Genomic DNA, 22,071 nt, shown 5'->3' with positions numbered 1-22,071 from the left:
TTGTAGCTTCCGACGTGCGGATTCCTGGTGATGCCTCTCGGTGTCCCGTTGGGTCCCAGGGCGCGTCCTGAGGCAAGGAGCCAACCGATGACGACGAGATACTGGGTGGCCGCGGCAATCGGCACGGTAGCCTTCCTGACGGTCCCCCTGACGACAGCCGATGCCGCCGGCAGACGGATGAAAGGCGCCCGCCCCGTCGTCGAGCGGGACTGCAGACCCTTCAACGGCCCCTCCGGCTTCCAAGGCAATCCGTGGTGTGACGGAGGTTGGAAATTCGCCGAAGACTATCCGCCCGGCACCAGCCCCCATTTCGATGTCTTCGACCTGCCGCAGGTCGAGCGCCTGCGCCGCCGCTGGCGCGGCGAATGACCACTGCGGCTCGTCCCGGACCGCCTCGGACCCTGTCCGTCCGAAGTATGTGAGCGGTTCCGCTCCCCTCGCAGACAGGCACGGCGCCGAGCATAACTGCGCGGGCCGTCGAAACGGCTTGCAAGGAAGATACTGCGAGACGCGCGTAGCCCGTCCGTGACACCGGCGGGACAATTCCGCGGCACGACGGAACCTCCCGCCGCATTCGTTCCTTTCTCGATGGCGTGAAGACGGACGACCATCGTCGCGTCGCGTTCGCGTGAATGCTGTACGCGCACGCCGAGATTGGAGTGAACATGAAAATCAGACGCCTCATCGGCGCTGTGGCCAGCCTGATGGTGTTGGGCTTGGCCTCGGCGCAAGCCGCCCCGGGATTTTCGACGGCGGACGTGAACATCCGGACCGGCCCCGATACCGAGTTCCCGAGCGTCGGCGTCATTCCGGAAGGCGACGAGATCGAGATCGCAGGCTGCCTGCGCGATGAATCCTGGTGCGATGTGATCTGGGCAGGAAACCGCGGCTGGGTCTACAGCGAATATCTCGCCTTCGAGCAACGCGGCGGTTACGTGTCGCTGCCGGACGTGGGCCCCGCGGCGTTTCACATTCCCTTCGTGACCTTCGTCGCGCGGGACTATTGGGATCGCTATTACGTCGGCCGCCCGTGGTATCGCGATCGCGATCGCTGGTACGCCTACAACGTGCGCCCACGCGCCGGATGGCACGCGCCTCCCCCGGGTCCGCGCAACGCCGGCTGGTGGCGCAAGGACTATCGCGCACCGGTCGGCATGGGACCGCCCCCCAACAAGTGGCGGCGCATGGAACGCCCTCACGATCGACGTGACCACAGGGACGACCGGCGCGACGACCGCCGCGATCATCGGTGACGCAATCCTTCCCGAACGATAGAGCCCCGGCGCCCCACGCCGGGGCTCTTTTTTGCATGACGATTTGCGCACCCGCCGACGCTGAAAACTCTCTAAGCTCGAGCCAGGAGCGTGACGTTTGAGTCTGGGGAGCCTTGCATGAGTTGGAAAACCGCCTACCGGTCGATCTATTACCGCGGCGCGCCCGAGCCCGCCGACCCGGATCTCGGCAAGGCCCATACCGCGCTCCTCGTCATCGACGTGCAGAACGTCTACCTCGCGCGCCCTGAGCGCGCGGCACTGCCTCCCGCCGCGCAGGCGGACTATGACGCGTGGACGCCCTTCCACGACCGCATGCACGCGACTGTGATTCCACGCACCCGGGATCTCCTCGCCAGGTTCCGCGAGCACGGCATCGAATGCCTGTTCGCGCGCATCGCCTGCCACACGAAGGACGGCCGCGACCGGTCTCTCTCGCAGAAGATGCCCGGCTGGAACAACCTGCTGCTGCCGAAAGACGAGGCGCCGTCGCAGATTCCGGATGCGCTCGCGCCGGTCGGCGACGAGATCGTCGTCACCAAGACGACCGACAGCGCCCTGACCGGAACCAACCTGCGCCTGATCCTGACCAACCTCGGCATCAAGACTGTGGTCTGCTGCGGGATCTTCACCGATCAGTGCGTCTCCTCGACCGTGCGCAGCCTGGCCGACGAGAGTTTCAACGTCGTAGTCGTCGAGGACTGCTGCGCCGCCGGCAGCGACGAGCTGCATCGCAAGGAGCTCGAGATCATCAACATGATCTACTGCAACGTGATGTCCTCGGCGGAGCTGAAGACGTTGATGGCCCTCGGCTGATCGTCCCACGCCACAAGTTGCAGCTACCACAAACGTGTCCTTAGCGGTGGACGGGCCGAACGCCCGCCTTGACACAGCCGCGAATAGCTGAGAACATTTAGAGAACAATATCAGCGAGTCCGAATCTGGACCGTGAGATTCTCCATTTCATTCCAGTGAGTTGGAATAAGACCCATGGCAGAGCCAACGATCACGTGCCCGAGCTGCAGCACCGAGATCAAGCTGACGGAGTCCCTCGCCGCGCCGCTGATCGCGGACACGCGTCGGCGGTACGAGCACGCCCTCACGCAGAAGGACGCGGAGATCGCCAGGCGCGAGACGCAGGTCCGCAGCCAGCTCGCGGCCCTCGAACAGGAGAAGGCGGCCATTGGCGAGCAGGTCGCCGAGCGCGTCGCGGCCGAGCGCGCGCGCATCGCGGCCGAGGAAGCCAGGAAGGCAAAGCTCCTGGCCGCGGCCGACATGGAGCAGAAGAAAAAGGAGCTTGCCGATCTCCAGGACGTGCTGCGCGAGCGCGACGCCAAGCTGGCCGACGCGCAGAAGGCGCAAGCCGAGCTGATCCGCAAGCAGCGCGAGCTGGATGACGCGCGGCGCGAGATGGATCTTACCATCGAGACAAAGGTGCAGGAATCGCTGGCCGCCGTCCGCGACAAGGCCAGGCTGGAAGCCGAGGAAGGGCTCAAGCTCAAGCTGCTCGAGAAGGAGGAGCAGATGTCCTCCATGCAGCGCCAGATCGAGGAGCTGAAACGCAAGGCCGAGCAGGGCTCGCAGCAGCTCCAGGGTGAAGTCCTGGAACTGGAGCTGGAAGCCGCGATCCGCGCCAGGTTCCCGCGCGACATCATCGAGCCGGTGCCGAAGGGCGAGTTCGGCGGCGACGTGCTGCAGCGTGTGCTCGGTCCCCTGGACCAGCCCTGCGGCACAATCCTCTGGGAATCGAAGCGCACCAAGAACTGGACCGACGGCTGGCTCGCCAAGCTGCGCGGCGATCAGCGCGCGGCCAAGGCCGACATGGCGCTCCTGGTCTCGAACGCACTCCCCAGGGAGGTCGTAGGGTTCGATCTCATCGACGGTGTTTGGGTCGTGGAGCCGCGCTGCGCCATTCCCGTCGCTATCGCCCTACGTCAATCGCTCATCGAGCTCGCGTCCGCACGCCATGCCCGCGAAGGCCAGGAAACCAAGATGGAGCTGGTTTACGACTACCTGACCGGCCCTCGGTTCCGCCACCGCGTCGAGGCGATCGTCGAGAAATTCACCGACATGCAGGCCGACCTCGACCGCGAGCGCAAGGCGATGATGCGGCTTTGGGCCAAGCGCGAGGCGCAGATCAAAGGCGTCATCGAAGCGACCGTCGGCATGTACGGCGACGTCCAGGGCATCGCCGGCAAGGCGCTCGACGAGATCGACGCCCTCACGCTGCCGATGCTGGAAAGCACCGCGTTCGACACCGCCGCCGAATAGCAGCGCGGCCGTCCCCGAGCGTCTCGTCCGAGGTGCTGCGTGCCGGACGGCGAGCGTGAAAGCTGAGGTGTCACCGTTCGCGACGAAACGCGCCTGTCCGGCGACGCGATCAGTTCTCGTCCATCTTGAGCGCGGCGATGAAGGCTTCCTGGGGGATTTCGACCTTGCCGAACTCACGCATCTTCTTCTTGCCGGCCTTCTGCTTGTCGAGCAGCTTGCGCTTGCGCGTGATATCGCCGCCGTAGCATTTGGCCAGCACATCCTTGCGCAGCGCCTTGATCGTCTCGCGCGCGATGACCTTGGCGCCGATCGCCGCCTGCACCGGGATCTGGAACATATGCGGCGGGATCAGCTCCTTGAGCTTCTCGCACATCGAGCGGCCGCGGCTTTCGGCGCGCGTCCGGTGCACGATGATCGACAGCGCATCGACCGGCTCGCCGTTGACCAGGATCGTGAGCTTGACGAGATCGCCCTCCTCGTAGCCCTTGATGTGATAGTCGAACGACGCATAGCCGCGCGAGACCGACTTCAGCCGGTCGTAGAAATCGAACACCACCTCGTTGAGCGGCAGCTCATAGATCAGCATGGCGCGGTTGCCCACGTAGGTGAGCTGGTTCTGCCGCCCGCGCCGGTCCTGACAGAGCTTCAGGACCGCGCCGAGATACTCGTCCGGCACCAGGATCGTCGCCTCGATCCACGGCTCCTCGATATGATCGATACGCACCTGATCCGGCATGTCGGCCGGATTGTGCATCTCGATCATCGATCCGTCGGTCATATGCAGATGGTAGATGACCGACGGCGCCGTGGTGATGAGGTCGAGATTGAACTCCCGCTCGAGCCGCTCGGTGATGATCTCAAGATGCAGGAGGCCGAGAAAGCCGCATCGGAAGCCGAAGCCGAGCGCCGCCGAGCTCTCCGTCTCGAACGAGAAACTCGCATCGTTGAGCCGGAGCCGCGCCACCGCGTCGCGCAGGTCCTCGAAGTCGGCCGCATCGACGGGAAAGAGACCGCAGAACACCACCGGCTGCGCCGGCTTGAAGCCCGGCAGCGGCTCGGCCGTCGGGTTCTTCTCATCCGTGATCGTGTCGCCGACGCGCGTGTCGGCAACCTCCTTGATCGCAGCCGTGAAGAAGCCGACCTCCCCGGGACCGAGCTCCGGCAGCATTTCCTGCTTCGGGCGAAAAATGCCGACCCGCTCAATCTGGTAGCTGCCGCCGGTCGCCATCATCTTGACCTTCTGGCCGCGCTTGAGCGTACCGTCGATGATGCGCACGAGCACGATGACGCCGAGGTAGGCGTCGTACCAGCTGTCGATCAGCATGGCCTTGAGCGGCTTCGACGCGTCGCCCTTGGGCGGCGGCAGGCGCTCGACGATGGCCGCCAGCACGGCTTCGACGTTGAGGCCGGTCTTGGCCGAGACGCCGATGGCGTCCGACGCGTCGAGGCCGATCACGTCCTCGATCTGCGTCTTGACCCGGTCCTCGTCCGCCGACGGCAGGTCGACCTTGTTGAGGACGGGGAGGATCTCGAGGTTGTTGTCGAGCGCCTGGTAGACGTTGGCGAGCGTTTGGGCTTCCACGCCCTGGCTCGCGTCCACGACCAGGATCGCCCCTTCGCAGGCAGCCAAGCTCCGCGACACCTCATAGGCGAAGTCCACGTGCCCGGGCGTATCCATCAGGTTGAGCTGATAGGTCTTTCCGTCCGTATGCCGATAGTCGAGGCGCACCGTCTGCGCCTTGATGGTGATGCCGCGCTCGCGCTCGATGTCCATCGAGTCGAGTATCTGCTCCTTCATCTCGCGGTTGGTGACGTTGCCGCAGATCTGGATCAGCCGGTCCGACAGCGTGGACTTGCCGTGGTCGATGTGCGCGATGATGGAGAAGTTGCGGATCAGGGAGATATCGGTCATGCGCGCGTGCTTATCACCTCATAGAGCGGGGCAAAAGGGCGTTCGGAGCGGCCATCGACCGCGCCGCCCGGCCGCCGTTTGCGCTTTAGTCTAGAAATACCCCAGAAATTTCAAGCCCTCCCTCGATAACGATCGGCGAGGAGCGGAAACCGGCCGGCGGACGGGACGCCCATGTCTTGACGGCGCCATATGGCTCGGCATGAGTGGCGGCGAAATCGAGCCCCTGGAATGGACGGACAATGCGCTTCACCCCACCTCTGATCGCCGCAGCAGCCCTCATGGCCCTGGTCGCCCCCGCCAACGATAGCCCGGCGACCGCCGGCGGCATCGAGTTCGGCCCCGCCCACGAAACGCCCAAGGCGCAAAAGAAACGGACGCCGGCGCCGGCCGCCGTCCCGATCCCGGAGGGACCTGCCGATGGTGGTACGCCGGCCGCGACCCCGGCCGCCGCCCAGACTCCCGTCGCACCGGAGACCTCCGTCGCACCTGAAACCCCGGCCGCGCCGCAGACCTCTTCGGGGCGCGTCTCGACCAAGGGCATGCCGCCGCCGGCCGCACCCCGCAACTGCAAGACGACGTGGTCGTTCGACACCTGGATGCGCGACTTCCGCAAGGAGGCTGCCGCCGCCGGCATCAGCCAGCGCACCCTCTCGCGCGCGCTCGACGGCATGACGCCCGATCAGGGCGTCATCGCGCGCGACCGCCGCCAAGGCTTCTTCGCCCAGAGCTTCCTCGATTTCTCGGCCAAGCTCGCGACCTCGAACCGGGTCACCAACGGCCGCGCGCAAATCGAGAAGAACCGCGCCGCGTTCGATCGCGCGGTCAAGGAGTTCGGCGTCGATCCGGGCGTCATCACCGGCTTCTGGGCGCTCGAAAGCGATTTCGGCGCCGGCATGGGCAAGCTGCCGATCATGCGCTCGCTCGTGACGCTCGCCTACGACTGCCGCCGCGGCCCCATGTTCCGCGACGAGCTTCTGGCCGCGCTGGAGATCATCGACCGCGGCGACATGACACCCGAGACCATGATCGGCTCCTGGGCCGGCGAGATCGGCCAGACCCAGTTCCTGCCGACGCGCTACCTCGAGCACGCCATCGACTACGACGGCGACGGCCGCCCGAATCTCTTCTCGAACGCAACCGACATCATCGGCACCACCGCCAATTACATGGCCCATCTGGGCTGGCGCCCGAACGAGCCGTGGCTGCAGGAGGTTCGCGTGCCGGGCGAAATGCCGTGGGATCAGGCCGACCTCACGATCAAGCACCCGCGCTCCCAGTGGGCCGCCTGGGGCGTGACGAAGGCGAACGGCGAGCCACTCGAGACCGACGCGATGCAGGCGTCGCTCCTGCTCCCGATGGGACGCTTCGGACCGGCCTTCCTCGCGCTGCCGAACTTCGACGTTTACCTGCAGTGGAATCAGTCCCTGAACTACGCCACCACCGCCGCCTACCTGGCGACGCGCATCAACGGCGCGCCCCCCATGCGCCGCGGTCGCGAGGGAATCCCGACGCTTGGCATCGACGAGGCCAAGGAGCTGCAGCGCCAGCTCATCGCGCGCGGCTACGACGTGGGCGAGGTCGACGGCCTGATCGGCTTGAAGAGCCGTCAGGCCATCAAGGCAATGCAGATGAAGTACAAGCTGCCTGCCGATTCCTATCCGACGCCGGAGCTTCTGGCCGCGCTGCGCAACGGCTGACGGCTTCGCGCATCGGCCTCGCCGGCCAAGCCTTTACCAGCCGCGCGCGAGCCCCTATCACTCTTTCGGCGAGGCTGGCTCCGACGGGGCCGGCGGGATCGGATGCGCGGGGGCGCCGGATGGTCTCGGGGACACGGCCCACGGCGGCGAGGCGGCGCGCCGGGGCCCATCCGGGCGGAGGGACCCGCCGTCGAAAGCACGGCGGACTGAAGAGGGGAGGCGTACCGTGCAGCGATTCGTCGTGAGGGAGCTCGAGGAGCAACTGGCCGCGATCGGCGGGGTGGCCGACCTGCCGGCGACATCGGCCGACGAGCTCGAGGCGTCCCTCCGCGCCGCTTACCGTCACATCGACGAGACCGACATCGCAGAATCCGACCGCCGCGCCGTGGCTGAAGCGGCGCCGCTCCTCCTGCATCGGCTCTTCCTGGCCCGCATGCGCCTGCGCGACCGCATCGCGGGATGGCAGGACCAGGGCGTGTTCACCCGCCCCGCGCAAAGCGCGCTGCGCGACCTCTTCCGCATCGCCCGCTACGCCTCCGACATGCTGGGCGAGATCGCGTCGGGCAACGACCGCCTCCTTCCGGGCGAGAAGAGCAGGCGCGCCTTCACCGGAACGTCCTGGAACACGCTCGTTCACCCGGACTACGACACCGGCCGCGACATTCCGTTCCGCTCGGGCGATCTGATCCTCATGCGCGGCAGCGCCCACAACAGCGCCGCCATCGCCCGCATCGGCGATGTGGACACCCAGTTCAGCCACATCGCCATCGTCTACATCGACCCCGAAGGCACGCACTGGATGGTCGAGGCGCTGATCGAGGAGGGCGCCATCATCAACCCGCTTGCCCGCGTGCTCGACCACGGGCTCGGCCGCGCCGTGCTTTACCGCTGCAAGGACGCCGCCCTCGCCGAGCGCGCGGCCAAGCTCGCCTACGATCGCGTGCACGCCAGCACGATAGGGGCCACCGCCCACATCCCCTACGACTTCTCCATGCGCATGAGGGGGCGCCGCAAGCTGTTCTGCGCCAAGCTCGTCGCCCAGGCCTATGCCGATGCGAGCGACGGGACGGTCCAGCTCCCCGCGTTCATGACGCGCTTCGATCACCGCCGCAACAAGGTGTTCCTGAGATCGGTCGGTGTGAAGGCCAGGGAATCCTTTGCTCCCGGCGACGTCGACCTCGACCCGCGCTTCGACCTCGTTGCCGAATGGCAGGACTACCGCCTGACGCCGCTGCTGCGCCGGCAGGACATGATCATGACCAAGTTCTTCGAGTGGATGGAGACGCGCGGCGACCGTTTCGAGGAGACGTTCGTCATCAAGCTCATCTCCGTCTTCGGCCGCCTTTCGAGCCATCTCTCGGAGCACGCCAAGACCCTGCTGGCGAGCGTCGTACCGAAAGTGCCGCGCAACATGAAGCGCTCGTGCGTCGCCACCGTCGTCATGCTGCACAAATCAGCCGAGGAGGTGATGCCCGCACTCGCCGCACTCGATGCGGATCACGTGAAGATGACGGGGTTCCCGCTGCACCCCCGCGAGACGCTGGCCCACCTCGAGCGCCTGCGCGAGGTCTCGCGCGGACACATCGGCTATCTGCGCGGCAGGGCGTGAGCGCGAGCCGCCGGCCTGAACGCGATCCGCAGGCAGGCATAGAGGAAGAAATAGAGCATCTCCCAGCTCGCGAGCAGGCCGATCCTCCTGCCGAGATCGGCATAGGAATCGCTCCACACCGCATCGAGCAGCAGGAGCGCCAGCGCCGGAAAGAAGACGGCGAACGGAGCCCGCCCTGCCCCGCGCCAGCCGCCGCCGAGCGCCGAGCAGGCCACGATATGCGCGATTACGAACGCCAGAACGACACCGAGCGAGCACATGAGGCTTGCGTCCTCCCGCGGAGCCCGCCGGGGCCCGCAGCGCCAAGGTAGCAAATCCTCGTCAATCGCCGGTTGAAGGGGTCCCTAAAATTCGAGGCATCCCGCCGGAACCGGCGGCCGGAGGTCAGAAAAGCCTACTTCGGCCTGCGGGGCGGCATTCCCTCGAAGCCCGGCACCCGGTCGGTCGTGATGTCCCACGGCGGCCGGCTTTTCGTGTAGAGGACGACCTCCGGCTCGAACCAGCTGCTGTCGTCGAACGCGCCCGCGGCCATCACGATCATGTCCGGCCGCGCCTCGCTGTAGAGAAAGAGGCGGCTTCCGCACGTTGGGCAGAAATGCCGCGTCAGCGTATTGCCGCTGTCGGACGGGCTGGCATAGGACGCCGTCGCCCCCACGATCTCGACGTCCGCCACATCGAAGATCGCATTCGACATATGCCCCGTCCCCGACGCACGCTGGCAATCGCGGCAGTGGCACTGCGCCATGCGGATGGGGACGCCCGAGACCTTGAAGCGCACCGCTCCGCAGAGGCATCCTCCGGCCGCAGTCACCTCCCGCGCCATCGCCAGCCTCCCCACTCCCTCACCCCTGCCTGTTGCCCGCTGCCTCCCCCACATCAATGCAGCTTCACATGCGGCTCCGTGCGCCGCGTCAAAATCCGCGAGATCGTATCCAGCGTCACCTTCCCGTACCCGTGCAACGCCGTCTCGTGCATCTTGTAGAGCGAGCGGTACATGAGCTTGGCGGCGAACCCTTCGATGAGCATCTTGCGCCCGGTCACGAAGCCCATGAGACTGCCGACGGTCGAATAGTGCCCGAGCGATACCAGCGAGCCGAAGTCGCGATACTTGAACGGCTTCAGCGGCTCCCCGCGCAGCCGCGCCTTGATCTGCTTCACGAGGTGGGAGGCTTCCTGATGCGCGGCCTGCGCGCGCGGCGGGATCGGCTCCGTCTCTCCGGACGGAACGAGATAGGCGCAGTCGCCGAGCGCGAAGATATCGGGATCGACCGTCGTCTCGAGCGTCGGCTTGACCAGGAGCTGATTGGAGTGGCTGACCTCGAGGCCGTCGAGGTGGGCCAGAACGTCGGGCCCCTTGACGCCGGCGGCCCACACGACAAGCTCCGAGCCGATGAAATCGCCGTTGGCGAGCTTTACGCCGCTGGCCGTGACCTCGGTCACGCGCGCGTCGACGCGCACGTCGACATTGAGCTTGGTCAGGATCTCGGTCGTTGCCGCCGAGATGCGGGGCGGCAGGGCCGGCACGATCCGGGGCGCCGCCTCGATCAGCGTGATCCTGATGTCCTTCTCGGGATCGATCTTGTCGAGGCCGAAGGCGACCACGCCGCGCGCTGTCCCGTGCAGCTCGGCCGAGAGCTCTGTCCCCGTCGCCCCGGCGCCGATGATCGCAACGTGCAACTGCTCCGGCCTGATAGGCTCGGACTGCGTGTTGGCGCGCACGCATGCATTGAGCAGCCGCCGGTTGAAGCGCTCGGCCTCTTCCGGCGTATCGAGCATCAGCGCATGCTCCTTGACGCCCGGCACGCCGAAATCGTTGGAGACGCTGCCGACGGCGATGACCAGCGTGTCGTAGGGGATCCAGCGGTCCGGCGTGATCTCTCGGCCGTCCTCATCGAGCGTGTGCTTGAGATGCACGAGCTTCCTCGCCCGGTCGAGGCCGATCATCTCGCCGTAGCGGAACTTGACCCCGTGCCAGTGAGCGTGCGCCTGATACTCGACCTCGTGCCGGTCGACCTCCATGCTGCCGGCGGCGATCTCGTGCAGCAGCGGTTTCCAGATGTGCGTGCGGGACCGGTCGACGAGCGTGATGGCCGCCTGGCGCTTGTGCAGCCAGGTATCGCGCCCGAGCTTGTCGCCAAGGCGCGTCGCAAGCTCGAGCCCGCCCGCTCCCCCGCCCACCACGACGATGTGGTGAAGATCGGGCTTGGGCAGGACCAGAGGTCTCGCGCCTTCCGTTGCCGTCGTGACATCCGCACCCATCTCGCCTCTCCCGCCGCTGATTGGTGACATAGTTTCTTGGACCATGACGCTCCCGGACCCGATCGGCCCCGATCGTCACGCATCGGTTTCATCAAAAACTTTAAAGCGTTTTCAAGAGAAGTGGACACCACTCCGCGTTAAGAAAACGCGTCAACCAAAAACTTAGAGCACGGCTCCAATCCGCTCGAACATCACCGCGCCCGAGCAGAAGCCTCGAGAGTAGCAGGAACCCCCGGAGCATTGACAGACTATCGATGGAGTAACCCTTCGGGGCGCGCGGAGGTGAGCCCGGCCCTTCACCTTTCCCCGTCAGAGCAAAGCCCTGTTTCGGTCGGTGAGGAGCAGACCGGGCTTCGGCTCAGCTCCGGATCTCGCCGCCGGTCGCCTTTTTCACATTGGCGATGACCGCCTGCGAGATCGCCTCGATGTCCTTGTCGGTGAGCGTCCCCGAGACCGGCTGCAGCGTGACCTCGATCGCCACCGACTTCTTGCCCTCGGCCGCGAGCGCCCCACCCTCGAAGACGTCGAACACGGATACCGCCGCGATCAGCGCCTTGTCCGCTCCCAGCGCGGCCTTGACCACGTCGCCGGCGTTGACGCGTCCGTCGAGCACGAACGCGAAGTCGCGCCGGACTGGGAGCAGATCGGACTGGGCCAGCGGTGCCTTGGCGAGCGACTTGCGCTTCTCCGGCGGCAACGCGTCGAGGAACACCTCGAACCCGACCACGGGCCCCGCCACGTCGAGCGCGCCGAGCGTCCGCGGATTGATCTCTCCGAAATACGCCAGCACCGTCTTGGGGCCGAGCCGCAGCGTGCCCGAGCGCCCCGGATGATACCAAGCCGGCGCATCGCGGGTGATCTGCGCTTTCGCGACATCAATGCCGAGCGCCGCCAGCACGCCAACCGCATCCGCCTTGGCGTCGAACACGGACACGTCCTGCGCCTTCCCATCCCAGTGCCGCCCGCCGCCCGAGACGCTGGCCGTCCCGGCACGCACGCCGGCAGCGGACAGGTACTGGTCTTTTGGCGCTTCCCCGCGATACGCCTGGCCGAGCTCGAACAGCGCCGCGTCGGCGAAACCGCGGTTCCGGTTGCGCTCGACGGCCGTCACGAGACCCGCGAGCAGGCTCGGCCGCATGACGGCGAGCTCGACCGAGATCGGATTGGCGAGCTCGACCAGCGTCGCGCCGGCGCCGAACACTTCCGCCTGCGCCTTCGGCAGGAACGACCACGTCACGGCTTCGACCAGGCCGCGCGCCGCCAGCGCGCGGCGTGCCCGGCGCGCGCGCCTCTGCGTCTCCGTCAGCACCGGACGCGCGACGCCGCTCGTCCGCGGTAGCGCCGTCGCCGGAATGCGGTCGATCCCCGCGATGCGCACGACCTCCTCGACGAGATCGGCCCCGCCGTGGATATCGGGCCGCCACGAGGGCGGTGTGACCTCGCGTACGCTCCCCTCGCCGACCAGCACGCATCCCAGCGCCTCGAGGATCCTCGTGATCTCGTCCACCGGCAGCGAGAGCCCCGACAGCTTCTCGACGCGCCCGAGATCGAACACGATGGCGCGGCGCGGATCGGGGACCTTGCCGGCAACCGTCGCTTTCGCGGGCTTTCCGCCGCAGAGCTTGAGGATCATCTGCGTGGCGAGATCGAGCCCCGGCAGCACGCTCTCGGGATCGACGCCACGCTCGAAGCGGTAGCGCGCGTCCGTGACGAGGCCCGTCTTGCGTCCCGTGGCCGCCGTCCGCAGCGGATCGAAATACGCGCTTTCGACGAGCACGTTTCTCGTCGTCTCCGTCGAGCCGGACGCTTCCCCGCCGATGACGCCACCGAGGCCCAGCGGCCCGCTGTCGTCGGCGATCACGCACATGGTCTCGTCGACGGCGTAGTCCTTGCCGTCGAGGGCGCGGAACGTCTCGCCGGGCCTGCCGAGCCGGGCGACGACCGCGCCCTTGAGCTTGTCGGCGTCGTAGACATGCAGCGGCCGCCCGCGATCCTGGCTGATGTAGTTGGTGACGTCGACCAGCGCATTGATCGGCCTCAGCCCCACCGCCTTGAGCCGCGCCTGCAGCCAGTCGGGCGAGGGCCCATTGGTCACGCCCTTGATCAGGCGGCCGGCGAACACGGGGCACGCGTCCTCGGCACCATCCGGGAACGCGAGCCGGATCTCGATCGGCGTATCGAAGCCGCCCTCGACGCCGGCGATCGCCTTCTCGGGCTTCAGCGTGCCGAGGCCGGCCGCCGCCAGATCGCGCCCGATCCCGCGTACGCCCGTGCAGTCGGGCCGGTTCGGCGTCAGCTTCACCTCGAACACGGGATCGTTGAGACCCGCCGCATCGATGTAGGGAACGCCGACCTGAGAGGCCATCTCCGCCGGCAGCTCGATGATGCCCTCGCTCTCCTCGGAGAGCTCGAGCTCCGCCGCCGAGCACATCATGCCGTTCGAGACGACGCCGCGCACCGGCTTCTTCTCGAGCGTGATCTTCGAGCCCGGGATGTAGGCGCCGAGCGGCGCGAACACGCCGACGAGCCCCGCCCGCGCGTTGGGCGCCCCGCACACGACCTCGAGCAGGGGCTGACCCTTCTCGACCTCAACCATGACGACCTGCAGCTTGTCGGCGTTCGGGTGCCGCTTCGCTTCCACGATGCGCGCCACGCGGAACGCACCGAGCTTCTCGGCCGGATCCTCGACGCTCTCCACCTCGAGCCCGATGGCCGACAACTTCGTCGCGATCTCCTCGACCGTCGCCTTGGTCTTGAGATGATCCTTGAGCCAGGAGAGCGTGAACTTCATGGGCGCATCCTCAGACAAGCCGCGACGTATCCCCCTCCCGGGGAGGGGTTAAGGGCGGAGGTAAGGTTCTGGGACTGTCGAACGCAGTGCACCTGAAGCCTTCAATCAGCTCGACAAGCCGCCGGCCAGCGTCGGCACGTCGAGCACGGAAAAGCCGTAGTGGCGCAGCCAGCGCAGATCTGCGGAGAAGAACGCGCGCAGATCCGGCACGCCGTATTTCAGCATCGTCAGGCGGTCGAGGCCCATGCCGAACGCGAAGCCTTGATAGACCTCGGGGTCGAGCCCGCAGTTCCTGAGCACGTTCGGATGCACCATGCCGCAGCCGAGGATCTCGAGCCACTGTCCCGGCTTGCCGATCGCCTCGGCACCGATGTCGACCTCCATCGACGGCTCCGTGAAGGGGAAGTGCGAGGCGCGAAAGCGCATCTTCACGTCCGATACCTCGAAGAACGCCTTGCAGAACTCTTGGAGCACCCACTTGAGATGCCCCATGTGGGTCGTCTCGTCGATGACGAGCCCTTCGATCTGATGGAACATCGGCGTGTGCGTCTGGTCGCTGTCGCAGCGGTAGACACGCCCCGGCGCGATGATGCGGATCGGGGGCTTGCGCGCCTCCATGGTGCGGATCTGCACCGGGCTCGTGTGCGTGCGCAGAAGCAGCCGCGAGCCGTCGGCCTTCGGCGGGAAGTAGAAGGTGTCGTGCTCCTGCCGCGCCGGATGCTCGGGCGGGATGTTGAGCTTGCCGAAGTTCATCTCGTCGGTCTCGATGTCCGGCCCCTCGGCGACGTCGAAACCGAGATCGGCGAAGATCTCGATGCACTCCTCGAGTACCTGGCTCACGGGATGGATGCGCCCCAGCGCCTCCGGTCCCGGCCGCACGGGCAATGTCACGTCTGCCCGCTCGCTCGCGAGCCGCGCGTCGAGGAGCGCCCCCTCGAGTGCCGCGCGCCGCGCCTCGAGCGACTGGCTCACCGCGTCCTTGAGCGCGTTCGTGGCGGCGCCGAACGTCTTGCGCTCTTCGGGCGGCAGCGTGCCGAGCTTCGCCATCTCTCCGGCGATGCGCCCCTTTTTGCCGAGCGCCGCAACGCGCACGGCCTCGATCGCCGCGAGATCCGTCGCCGCGGCGATGTCCGCCATGAGTTCGGCCTTGAGCGTTTCGAGCTCGGATGTGCCGGATTGGGATGTGCCAGACATGAGCGCCCCTGCCCTGGACCGTGACCGCTTCGGGCCCTGTCCGTCCGAAGCCTCACGCGTAAGTCTCGTCAAAAGATCGGAGCGCGGGTCCGGTTCGAAACAGGAAATAACCGCGCTTCAGCGCCTGCGGCGGAAAGGCGATCCCCGCCGCAACTCGTGGCCTGGGACGATGCGGAACGCAGGCTCAAGCCGCGGCCTTGGCGGCGGACTGAGCCTGATCGACGAGCGCCTTGAAGGCGGCCGCATCGTGAACGGCGAGATCGGCCAGCACCTTGCGGTCGATCTCGATCCCGGCCTTGGAAAGCCCGAAGATGAAGCGGCCGTACGTGAGGCCGTGCTCGCGGGTGGCCGCATTGATGCGCTGGATCCAGAGCGCGCGGAACGTGCGCTTCTTGCGTTTGCGGTCGCGATACGTGTACTGCTGGGCCTTCTCGACGGCCTGCTTGGCGACGCGGATGGTGCTCTTGCGCCGGCCGTAATAGCCTTTGGCGGCCTTCAGAACCTTCTTGTGCTTGGCGTGGGCGGTGACGCCGCGTTTGACGCGAGCCATGGGTCTGCTTCCTTATGACGGGTCGGAAAAAAGTGAGGGGAGCCGATCTCGAAACACGAGCTCAGCGGGCGTAGGGCATGTATTTCTTGACGATCTTGGCATCGCTGTCGTTGAGCACCATCGTGCCGCGCGCATCGCGAATGAACTTCGCGTGCCGCTTGATCATGCCATGCCGTTTGCCCTGGGCCGCCGCCTTCACTTTGCCGGTGCCGGTCATCTTGAAGCGCTTTTTTGCGCCGCTCTTGGTCTTCATCTTGGGCATTTTGCTCTCCTTGCATTCGAGACGGCCCCGCGCCCAGCCGAGAGACCGGCGGGCGGACCCTGCACTTCGCCCTTGGAGCGAGAGAACGGGCTGCTTTTGCGGAGACCGCGGATTGTAAAAGCATAAAAGCCGCCACGGCATGCCCCGCCGGGCGGCTCAGTCGCGACTTATACGGGCGCGCTTTCCCATTTGCAACATGGAGTTCCGTGCGCTCTCCGCCGGCAGGAGGCCCGCACCCCTTGAGCGGGCTCGGCCCCGCTCGACTTAAGAATCCCTGAGGCGGCAAAATTCTTGAGGCGACGGAGAGCTTTACACAAGTTGACTAGACAATCATTGTGGCCCGTCTTGGCTCTATTTTAAAAGAAGTGCGACAGGTGCAGCATTGGACTGCTCCCTCCCGTCTCGGTTCGAGACTTGCTGCAGACTATAATTATTTAAATTATTTACTCATGCCGTTCAATTTGAAGAACCGGGACGAGGTCTAGAGAACATGACCGTCGGAGCCCCCTACAACACCTTGCCTTTGCAGAAAAGCCGGTTCATATAAGGCCATCGAACACGCCTTGGTTCACTCTCGACAGCGCGCCACGCTGAAACTGAAGTCTCCATCGCGCGATTTGATGATCTCCGGTCATCGGGTCCGGAGATATGACGACCTGCTTTGGAGGCACTATAATGGCGAACGGCACCGTAAAGTGGTTCAACGGTCAAAAAGGGTACGGCTTCATTCAGCCCGAGGAAGGTGGGGCTGATGTTTTCGTGCACATCTCGGCCGTCGAGCGCGCCGGGCTGCAGACTCTCCGCGAGGGACAGAAAATTTCTTACGAGACTGAGCGTGGACGTAACGGCAAGATCGCTGCCGTGAACCTGCGTCCGCTCTAAGTCGCGGGAAACGGATGGGCACGGGGAGCGGCGATGCCTGCTCCCCGTTGCTTTTCTACGACCTCTAATTTGATCGTACGGCGAACGGGATCGCCCGGGAGTGTGAATGGCGAAAGAAGAGATGCTCGAGTTCGAAGGTGTGGTGGAAGAGGTGCTTCCCGACGCCCGCTGCCGCGTGAAGCTCGACAATGGACATGAGGTCATCGCCTACACGTCCGGGCGCATGAAGAAGAACCGCATCCGCATTCTCGCCGGCGACAAGGTCACTGTCGAGATGACGCCCTACGACCTCACCAAGGGCCGCATTAACTTCCGCCACAAGGACGCCCGCTCCGGCCCACCGCCTTCATCCGTCGGCCCCGGCGGCGGCCCGCGCCGTCCGCGCTGACGGCCGGCTACGGAAACGCGAACCCGAAGCGGAACCGCACGAGCTTATCGCGTTTAAACTCGTACTCTGCGTAATAGACGGGAAACCCGAAGTTCTTGAGGTCCTCTTCGCGGTCGGCGTTCTCGAGCACGTATTCGAAGAACAGGACGTCGCCGTTTTTATGTCGCGACGTGAAGCAGGTGCCGAACAGCGCCTGCACCTCGGCGGCGCTCACGCCGAGCTCCACGCCTCTCCCGGTCTTGAAGCTCTCGATGGGCAGGTCGTTGAGCGCGATCGCCTCGAGACCGGCCACGCGCACTTCCACCTCGGCATATTCGTCGTCGTCCGCCCCGTAGTGGGCGAACAGCACCATTTCCTGCGCCCCGTTGCTCGACACGAAGCGCGCGTGCGGAAGATCGTCCTCGCTCTCTTCGAGCTTCGCCCCCGCGCCGACGACCCTCGCCGCGCTGACACTGTCGGTGAGCAGAATACCGGCAATTGAAATGTCAGGATTTTTGATCCGGCACTTCGCATCGGCTGCGTAAGGCGCGATGCAGCATGCGACGGCGATCGCCAGAGAGCGGCCGAACCTCGAGAACAACGCCATCACAAAATCTGTCCCCCGCCGCCGAAAGAACGCACCTCGGCCCCCTCGTCCGCGTGCGCGCCTTGAGGCAAACTTGTCTCGGAAGCGTGTGACAATAGCCAATTCAAAAGGGGGAGCCAGAGCAAATTCGGACCCGCACCTTACGTTTCCCGTAAGGCGGTTGCGCTCCGCCGGGTGACAGTGAGCGCACGAAGTGGAGCACGGGCGTCAGGTCATGGCCTGGGGTGCCGAGAACGGCGAGCCGGCGCGCACCGCGCAGACCGCATCGTGGCGCGTCGCCCATCAGTAAATGCGAACCGGAAAATAGCGCTCGACCAGCTCCTGAAACCGGCCGCTCTGGCGTACCCGCTTCAGCGCATTGTTGATCAGCATCTTGATCTGCGGATCGTTGCGCGGAAGCGCCACCGCCAGGCCGTCGCCGAAATACTTGGGCTCGAGAAAGGCCTCGCCCTTGAACTCGCAGCACTGTCGCGACAACGACCCGTTGAGCCAGAACGCGAGGCTGATGGCATCGTCGAACACAAGTTCCACCTTGCCCTGCTGCAGCGCTTCCCGCGCCAGCTCCGGATTCTCGAACAGCACGACACGGCTGTCGCGATAGAACGCCTTGACGAACGCCTCGTGTGCCGTGCCTTTGGCGACGCCGATCATGACGCCGTCGAGCCCGTTGGGGCTCACGTCCTCCGGGGCGTCTCCCTTGCGGGCCGCGAAACGGCCGGGCGTATAGAAGTAGCGATCGGAAAAATCAACCTCCGCCAGCGCGCCCGCGGTAACCCGGTGAGCCGCGATCACCGCATCCGCATCCCCGCGCCGAAGCGCGACCAGCAAGTCCTCCCACGGCTTCACCTTGATGTCGCACGCCGCGCTCGCCTCGAGACAGATAGCCCGCGCAAGATCGACGTTGAAACCGGAGAGGACGCCTTCGTCATCATAATAGTTGAACGGCGGAAACTCGCCTTCCGTGAGAAAGCGGATCACGAACCGCCTCGGCTCGGTGGGCACCGCATCGGTTTCCGCACTCCCGGCGGCGAGACCCGCCTCCTGGGCGTAGACAGCACCCGCCATGCCGGCCGCGACCGCCACGCAGAAGAACGCAGCAGCCAGAAGGACGCCGGCGAGCGATCGCTCACGGAGCAATCGCCCATGGATCGGGCGTCCAGAGGCGCGCGCTCGGCACCCGCGCGCGCGAACGACGGTCTTGGCTGTCATGATGCGGCAGGCCTCGCGATGAGCATGGCGCAGAATCCTATTCAACATCGAAAGCAATATGGCAAGATTGCCGGCGGGGCGAGCAGCGTGAACGCCCGCTCCCAAAAAACCGGCGTTCTTCGGGGAGCGATCGACGGGTGCAGAAACGACGTGACGGCCGCGCGCTGCTTGCGCCGCGGGTCCAATTGCATTCGCCGTCTGACACGCACGCACGGCCGGCTGGTCCCGATGCTTCGAATACGTCGGAGCCCGGCGACGCCCAGGATCTGGACCTCGCCGTCAACGCCCTGCGTCGAGCGCGGCCGGATCTGTCGGCGGGCGAGCCCATCTGGGCCTGGCAGAAATGGATCCTTCTCCTGGCGCCGGCCGCTTTCGCCGTTGCAGCGCTCCTCGATTCGAAGCTCGCCATCTTCGGTCTCGCCGCCGTTCTGATCGTACCGTTCTCCTGCGTCGTTGTGCTGCGGACCGCCGCCCTGTGGAGCACCGCCGTACCTCCCTCGGCCCCGCCGATCTCGCAGGCGACCATAGTCGATCCCACACCACTCCCGCGCTACTCCGTCCTCGTTCCCGTCTACGACGAGGCCGCCATCGTGCCCGATCTGGTTGCCGCCTTGAGCGCCATCGACTACCCGCCCGACCGCCTGCAGATCCTGCTCGTTCTGGAGCGCGCCGACACCGAGACGCGCGAAGCTGTCGCAGCGATCCCGCTGCCGCCATACATGAGCGCCGTCATCGTCCCGGACGGAGTTCCGCGCACCAAGCCGCGCGCACTCAACTTCGCGCTCCGCCGCGCGACGGGAGACCTGATCGTCATCTACGACGCCGAGGACGTCCCCGATCCCGACCAGTTGCGCCGTGCCGCCACATGTCTCGCGACCGATCCCAGGCTCGGCTGCGTCCAGGCGCAGCTCAACGTGCTGAACGATAGGGAGACCTGGCTCACACGCCAGTTCGCGATCGAGTATACGGTGCTTTTCGACTGCCTGCTCCCGATGCTCGACCGCCTCGGCCTGCCGGTGCCACTCGGCGGCACCTCCAATCATTTCTCGCGGGCCGCCCTCGAGGAGGTCGGTGGCTGGGATCCGTTCAACGTCACCGAGGACGCCGATCTCGGCATCCGGCTCGCGCGCGGTGGCTGGGGCGTGAAGGTCCTGGCCTCGACGACTTGGGAGGAAGCGCCGGCAACCTTCAGCGCCTGGCTGAAGCAGCGCACGCGCTGGCTCAAGGGATGGATCCAGACCTATCTCGTGCACATGCGCTTGCCCCGCGCTACGATCCGCGATCTCGGCTGGTTCCGGTTTCTCGGCCTGCAGGTCATCATGGGCGGCATCATCCTCTCCGCCCTGGTCCATCCCTGGTTCTACATCGCCGCCGCAGCCGAGCTCACATTCGGCCCGATCCTCAAGATGCACCCCGGACCCCTGTCGGATTTCGTCAAGGTGTTCTCCATCACCAACCTCGTGCTCGGCTATGTCACGGGCGTGGCGCTCGGGTGCGTGGCGGTCGCCGGACGTCGACGCCTGCGCCTCGCTGCATCGGCGTGGATGATGCCGGCCTACTGGCTCCTGATCTCGCTCGCCGCCTACAGGGCCCTGTTTCAGCTCGTATCGACACCGTACAGCTGGGAAAAGACCCCGCATCGTCCTCGGGCCACCTTCACGCGGACGGCGTCGGACCGCGTCCCGTGACGGACGAATGCGCCGGAGAAGGGCGCGCTTGCGACGCTCAGCGCCCGAAGCCGAGGGACGCCAGCTCGACCTGGCACTTCCTGCCGAGCTGGAAATAGTTGACCATCACGCAGCGCTTGACCTTCGCGACGGTCGGGTTCTGCCCGATGCAGAGGCGCCGGACATCGGTCTCGCAGGCCGCTCTGAGAGACGGCGTGACCTCGGGCGGAAGCTTGAAGTCCTCGGCCCCGGCCGCACCGGCTGCCAAAAGCCCTGCACAGGCCAGCAAGGATCGCTTTGCACGCATTTTCATCCCCCGTCTTCACACGGATCTACGGCCCCTTTCACCGCACGATAACGGCTGCATTGTGCATTGCGATAACCAATTGGGGGAAAAGGTTAAATGCGGAAATAAGTGCCACCTCGGCAACAGCAGGCTTGATGGCGGGAGACATATTTGGCGCACCGGTCCAGCCCGTCCCACAAGCCGTTGGGAAAGGGAGGAATTTTCCGATCCTCGGGCGGCCGGCCGCGGCGCCCCGTGGGATCGATGGGCCACAGCCGGCGCAAAGGCCGGTGCCGGGCAGATGAAAAGCTCGCACCAGGAGAATATGACGCAGGCGTCACGGGATAAACCCTAGAGGAGCCTCAGCCCGCAGCCGTCACGCCGGTCGGCAATGCACAGGCAATGCCCGTTCCCCCGAGGCCGCAATAGCCATGCGGGACCTTGGCCAGATACTGCTGATGGTCCTCCTCGGCGAAATAGAACGCCGGCGCCGGCACGATCTCGGTCGTGATGGGGCCATATCCGGCCGCCGTGAGCCGCTCCTGATAGGACGCCCTGGACGCCTCGGCCGCCTGCCGCTGCGCATCGGAAAAGATATAGATGCCGGACCTGTACTGCGTGCCGACATCGTTGCCCTGCCGCATCCCCTGCGTCGGGTCGTGGCTTTCCCAGAACGTCTTGAGCAGCGTCCCGTAGGATATTGTCCGGGGATCGAACACAACGAGCACGACCTCGGCATGCCCGGTGCGCCCCGTGCAAACCTCCTCGTAGGTGGCATTGGGCGTAAATCCACCGGCATAGCCGACCGCGGTGACCCAGATGCCCGCGCCGAGCTGCCAGAACTTGCGCTCCGCGCCCCAGAAGCAGCCCATGCCGAACATGGCGCTCTCGAGCCCTGCCGGATACGGCCCCTTGAGCGCACGGCCGAAGAGGACGTGCTCGGCCGCAGTCGGCAGCGCCGTCGCGCGGCCCGGAAGCGCAGTCTCCACCGTCGGCATCTCGGTCTTATTACGCTGGAATAGCATCGCTCACCTGCGGCACGAAACACAACCACTTTGCCTATATGGGAACCGAGCTCGTGCGTTGCAGGACGAACGCCACTTTTTCGGAAATCGCATCGCCACGCCGGAGAGAGCTCATGTAGTTGTCGATCTTCCAATCGCCGCCCCGGATTCGGTCGCCTGTGATGTGACCCCCTTCTTTTATCCGGGGGCAACTGGAATCCGGTCGTCATTGA

The 22,071-nt window shown here is 65.8% G+C and carries 21 protein-coding genes; 9 read left to right on the top strand and 12 right to left on the bottom strand.

Features of this window, described 5'->3' with window-relative positions:
• Window positions 1-87 precede the first annotated feature (87 nt).
• From V7082_RS03380 to V7082_RS03365, 4 genes are all read left to right on the top strand, one after another.
• The gene (locus V7082_RS03380; RefSeq protein WP_334146209.1) at window positions 88-369 is read left to right on the top strand and encodes a hypothetical protein; all 282 of its coding nucleotides are present in this window, start codon (window positions 88-90) and stop codon (window positions 367-369) included.
• A 296-nt stretch (window positions 370-665) separates the two neighbouring features.
• Window positions 666-1,253 carry an SH3 domain-containing protein gene (locus V7082_RS03375; protein ID WP_334146208.1) on the top strand — a complete coding sequence of 196 codons (588 nt, stop codon included), beginning with the start codon at window positions 666-668 and terminating at the stop codon, window positions 1,251-1,253.
• A 138-nt stretch (window positions 1,254-1,391) separates the two neighbouring features.
• Entirely contained in the window at window positions 1,392-2,087 is a 696-nt protein-coding gene (locus V7082_RS03370; RefSeq protein ID WP_334146207.1) for a cysteine hydrolase family protein, read from the top strand.
• Window positions 2,088-2,261: 174 nt separating this feature from the next.
• Complete coding sequence (locus tag V7082_RS03365; RefSeq protein WP_334146206.1) at window positions 2,262-3,542, top strand: DUF2130 domain-containing protein; 1,281 nt, start codon at window positions 2,262-2,264, stop codon at window positions 3,540-3,542.
• 109 nt (window positions 3,543-3,651) lie between these two features.
• Here the strand turns inward: V7082_RS03365 and lepA are convergent, their stop codons facing one another.
• Window positions 3,652-5,454: a translation elongation factor 4 gene (lepA, locus tag V7082_RS03360; RefSeq protein ID WP_334146205.1), complete on the bottom strand. Its 1,803-nt coding sequence runs from the start codon at window positions 5,452-5,454 to the stop codon at window positions 3,652-3,654.
• A 239-nt stretch (window positions 5,455-5,693) separates the two neighbouring features.
• Between lepA and V7082_RS03355 the strand changes: the two genes are divergently transcribed.
• Both V7082_RS03355 and V7082_RS03350 read left to right on the top strand, forming a co-directional pair.
• Window positions 5,694-7,151 carry a lytic murein transglycosylase gene (locus tag V7082_RS03355; RefSeq protein ID WP_334146204.1) on the top strand — a complete coding sequence of 486 codons (1,458 nt, stop codon included), beginning with the start codon at window positions 5,694-5,696 and terminating at the stop codon, window positions 7,149-7,151.
• Between the two features lie 226 nt (window positions 7,152-7,377).
• Window positions 7,378-8,760 carry a YiiX/YebB-like N1pC/P60 family cysteine hydrolase gene (locus tag V7082_RS03350; RefSeq protein WP_334146203.1) on the top strand — a complete coding sequence of 461 codons (1,383 nt, stop codon included), beginning with the start codon at window positions 7,378-7,380 and terminating at the stop codon, window positions 8,758-8,760.
• Here the strand turns inward: V7082_RS03350 and V7082_RS03345 are convergent.
• The 7 genes from V7082_RS03345 to rpmI form a co-directional block, all read right to left on the bottom strand.
• Window positions 8,739-9,020, bottom strand: a complete 282-nt coding sequence (locus V7082_RS03345) for a hypothetical protein (protein ID WP_334146202.1) — start codon at window positions 9,018-9,020, stop codon at window positions 8,739-8,741. The genes V7082_RS03350 and V7082_RS03345 overlap by 22 nt on opposite strands.
• 134 nt (window positions 9,021-9,154) lie before the next feature.
• Complete coding sequence (locus tag V7082_RS03340) at window positions 9,155-9,583, bottom strand: GFA family protein (protein ID WP_334146201.1); 429 nt, start codon at window positions 9,581-9,583, stop codon at window positions 9,155-9,157.
• Between the two features lie 53 nt (window positions 9,584-9,636).
• Complete coding sequence (locus tag V7082_RS03335; protein ID WP_334146200.1) at window positions 9,637-11,019, bottom strand: NAD(P)/FAD-dependent oxidoreductase; 1,383 nt, start codon at window positions 11,017-11,019, stop codon at window positions 9,637-9,639.
• Between the two features lie 358 nt (window positions 11,020-11,377).
• Window positions 11,378-13,810 (bottom strand): phenylalanine--tRNA ligase subunit beta, encoded by a 2,433-nt coding sequence (gene pheT, locus V7082_RS03330; RefSeq protein ID WP_334146199.1) that lies wholly within the window; start codon window positions 13,808-13,810, stop codon window positions 11,378-11,380.
• 105 nt (window positions 13,811-13,915) lie between these two features.
• Window positions 13,916-15,004 carry a phenylalanine--tRNA ligase subunit alpha gene (gene pheS / locus V7082_RS03325; protein ID WP_334146198.1) on the bottom strand — a complete coding sequence of 363 codons (1,089 nt, stop codon included), beginning with the start codon at window positions 15,002-15,004 and terminating at the stop codon, window positions 13,916-13,918.
• A gap of 184 nt (window positions 15,005-15,188) precedes the next feature.
• On the bottom strand, window positions 15,189-15,554 hold the full coding sequence (rplT, locus tag V7082_RS03320; protein ID WP_334146197.1) for a 50S ribosomal protein L20: 366 nt from the start codon (window positions 15,552-15,554) through the stop codon (window positions 15,189-15,191).
• A 61-nt stretch (window positions 15,555-15,615) separates the two neighbouring features.
• Entirely contained in the window at window positions 15,616-15,816 is a 201-nt protein-coding gene (gene rpmI, locus V7082_RS03315) for a 50S ribosomal protein L35 (RefSeq protein WP_020084060.1), read from the bottom strand.
• 675 nt (window positions 15,817-16,491) lie between these two features.
• Here rpmI and V7082_RS03310 point away from each other — a divergent pair.
• Window positions 16,492-16,698: a cold-shock protein gene (locus V7082_RS03310; protein WP_295559759.1), complete on the top strand. Its 207-nt coding sequence runs from the start codon at window positions 16,492-16,494 to the stop codon at window positions 16,696-16,698.
• Between the two features lie 106 nt (window positions 16,699-16,804).
• Window positions 16,805-17,086, top strand: a complete 282-nt coding sequence (gene infA, locus V7082_RS03305) for a translation initiation factor IF-1 (RefSeq protein ID WP_026867740.1) — start codon at window positions 16,805-16,807, stop codon at window positions 17,084-17,086.
• Between the two features lie 7 nt (window positions 17,087-17,093).
• Here infA and V7082_RS03300 read toward each other — a convergent pair whose 3' ends face one another.
• Together V7082_RS03300 and V7082_RS03295 are read right to left on the bottom strand one after the other, a co-directional pair.
• Window positions 17,094-17,672, bottom strand: coding sequence for a hypothetical protein (locus tag V7082_RS03300; protein WP_334146196.1), 579 nt, complete (start codon window positions 17,670-17,672; stop codon window positions 17,094-17,096).
• A 282-nt stretch (window positions 17,673-17,954) separates the two neighbouring features.
• A complete protein-coding gene (locus V7082_RS03295) occupies window positions 17,955-18,881 on the bottom strand; it encodes a transporter substrate-binding domain-containing protein (protein WP_334146195.1) in 927 nt (308 codons plus the stop codon).
• 137 nt (window positions 18,882-19,018) lie between these two features.
• Between V7082_RS03295 and V7082_RS03290 the strand changes: the two genes are divergently transcribed.
• A complete protein-coding gene (locus tag V7082_RS03290) occupies window positions 19,019-20,569 on the top strand; it encodes a glycosyltransferase (RefSeq protein ID WP_334146194.1) in 1,551 nt (516 codons plus the stop codon).
• 37 nt (window positions 20,570-20,606) lie between these two features.
• Here V7082_RS03290 and V7082_RS03285 read toward each other — a convergent pair whose 3' ends face one another.
• Both V7082_RS03285 and msrA read right to left on the bottom strand, forming a co-directional pair.
• A complete protein-coding gene (locus V7082_RS03285; RefSeq protein ID WP_334146193.1) occupies window positions 20,607-20,861 on the bottom strand; it encodes a hypothetical protein in 255 nt (84 codons plus the stop codon).
• Window positions 20,862-21,196: 335 nt separating this feature from the next.
• Entirely contained in the window at window positions 21,197-21,859 is a 663-nt protein-coding gene (msrA, locus tag V7082_RS03280) for a peptide-methionine (S)-S-oxide reductase MsrA (protein WP_334146192.1), read from the bottom strand.
• Window positions 21,860-22,071 lie beyond the last annotated feature (212 nt).

Origin of the sequence: Hyphomicrobium sp., from assembly GCF_036833075.1 — a bacterium.
Classification (GTDB): domain Bacteria; phylum Pseudomonadota; class Alphaproteobacteria; order Rhizobiales; family Hyphomicrobiaceae; genus Hyphomicrobium_C.
The sequence above is the reverse complement of the archived record's forward strand: the minus strand, read 5'-3'. Positions and strand labels throughout refer to the sequence as shown.

Bases quoted from the DNA above. Each gene is read 5' to 3' on its own strand.
- V7082_RS03345 (WP_334146202.1), bottom strand. From the start codon at position 9,020: ATGTGCTCGCTCGGTGTCGTTCTGGCGTTCGTAATCGCGCATATCGTG.
- V7082_RS03295 (WP_334146195.1), bottom strand. From the start codon at position 18,881: ATGACAGCCAAGACCGTCGTTCGCGCGCGCGGGTGCCGAGCGCGCGCC.
- V7082_RS03355 (WP_334146204.1), top strand. From the start codon at position 5,694: ATGCGCTTCACCCCACCTCTGATCGCCGCAGCAGCCCTCATGGCCCTG.
- V7082_RS03285 (WP_334146193.1), bottom strand. From the start codon at position 20,861: ATGAAAATGCGTGCAAAGCGATCCTTGCTGGCCTGTGCAGGGCTTTTG.
- msrA (WP_334146192.1), bottom strand. From the start codon at position 21,859: ATGCTATTCCAGCGTAATAAGACCGAGATGCCGACGGTGGAGACTGCG.
- V7082_RS03380 (WP_334146209.1), top strand. From the start codon at position 88: ATGACGACGAGATACTGGGTGGCCGCGGCAATCGGCACGGTAGCCTTC.
- pheS (WP_334146198.1), bottom strand. From the start codon at position 15,004: ATGTCTGGCACATCCCAATCCGGCACATCCGAGCTCGAAACGCTCAAG.
- V7082_RS03370 (WP_334146207.1), top strand. From the start codon at position 1,392: ATGAGTTGGAAAACCGCCTACCGGTCGATCTATTACCGCGGCGCGCCC.
- lepA (WP_334146205.1), bottom strand. From the start codon at position 5,454: ATGACCGATATCTCCCTGATCCGCAACTTCTCCATCATCGCGCACATC.
- V7082_RS03310 (WP_295559759.1), top strand. From the start codon at position 16,492: ATGGCGAACGGCACCGTAAAGTGGTTCAACGGTCAAAAAGGGTACGGC.
- V7082_RS03300 (WP_334146196.1), bottom strand. From the start codon at position 17,672: ATGGCGTTGTTCTCGAGGTTCGGCCGCTCTCTGGCGATCGCCGTCGCA.
- infA (WP_026867740.1), top strand. From the start codon at position 16,805: ATGGCGAAAGAAGAGATGCTCGAGTTCGAAGGTGTGGTGGAAGAGGTG.
- V7082_RS03335 (WP_334146200.1), bottom strand. From the start codon at position 11,019: ATGGGTGCGGATGTCACGACGGCAACGGAAGGCGCGAGACCTCTGGTC.
- V7082_RS03340 (WP_334146201.1), bottom strand. From the start codon at position 9,583: ATGGCGCGGGAGGTGACTGCGGCCGGAGGATGCCTCTGCGGAGCGGTG.
- rpmI (WP_020084060.1), bottom strand. From the start codon at position 15,816: ATGCCCAAGATGAAGACCAAGAGCGGCGCAAAAAAGCGCTTCAAGATG.
- V7082_RS03365 (WP_334146206.1), top strand. From the start codon at position 2,262: ATGGCAGAGCCAACGATCACGTGCCCGAGCTGCAGCACCGAGATCAAG.
- rplT (WP_334146197.1), bottom strand. From the start codon at position 15,554: ATGGCTCGCGTCAAACGCGGCGTCACCGCCCACGCCAAGCACAAGAAG.
- pheT (WP_334146199.1), bottom strand. From the start codon at position 13,810: ATGAAGTTCACGCTCTCCTGGCTCAAGGATCATCTCAAGACCAAGGCG.
- V7082_RS03375 (WP_334146208.1), top strand. From the start codon at position 666: ATGAAAATCAGACGCCTCATCGGCGCTGTGGCCAGCCTGATGGTGTTG.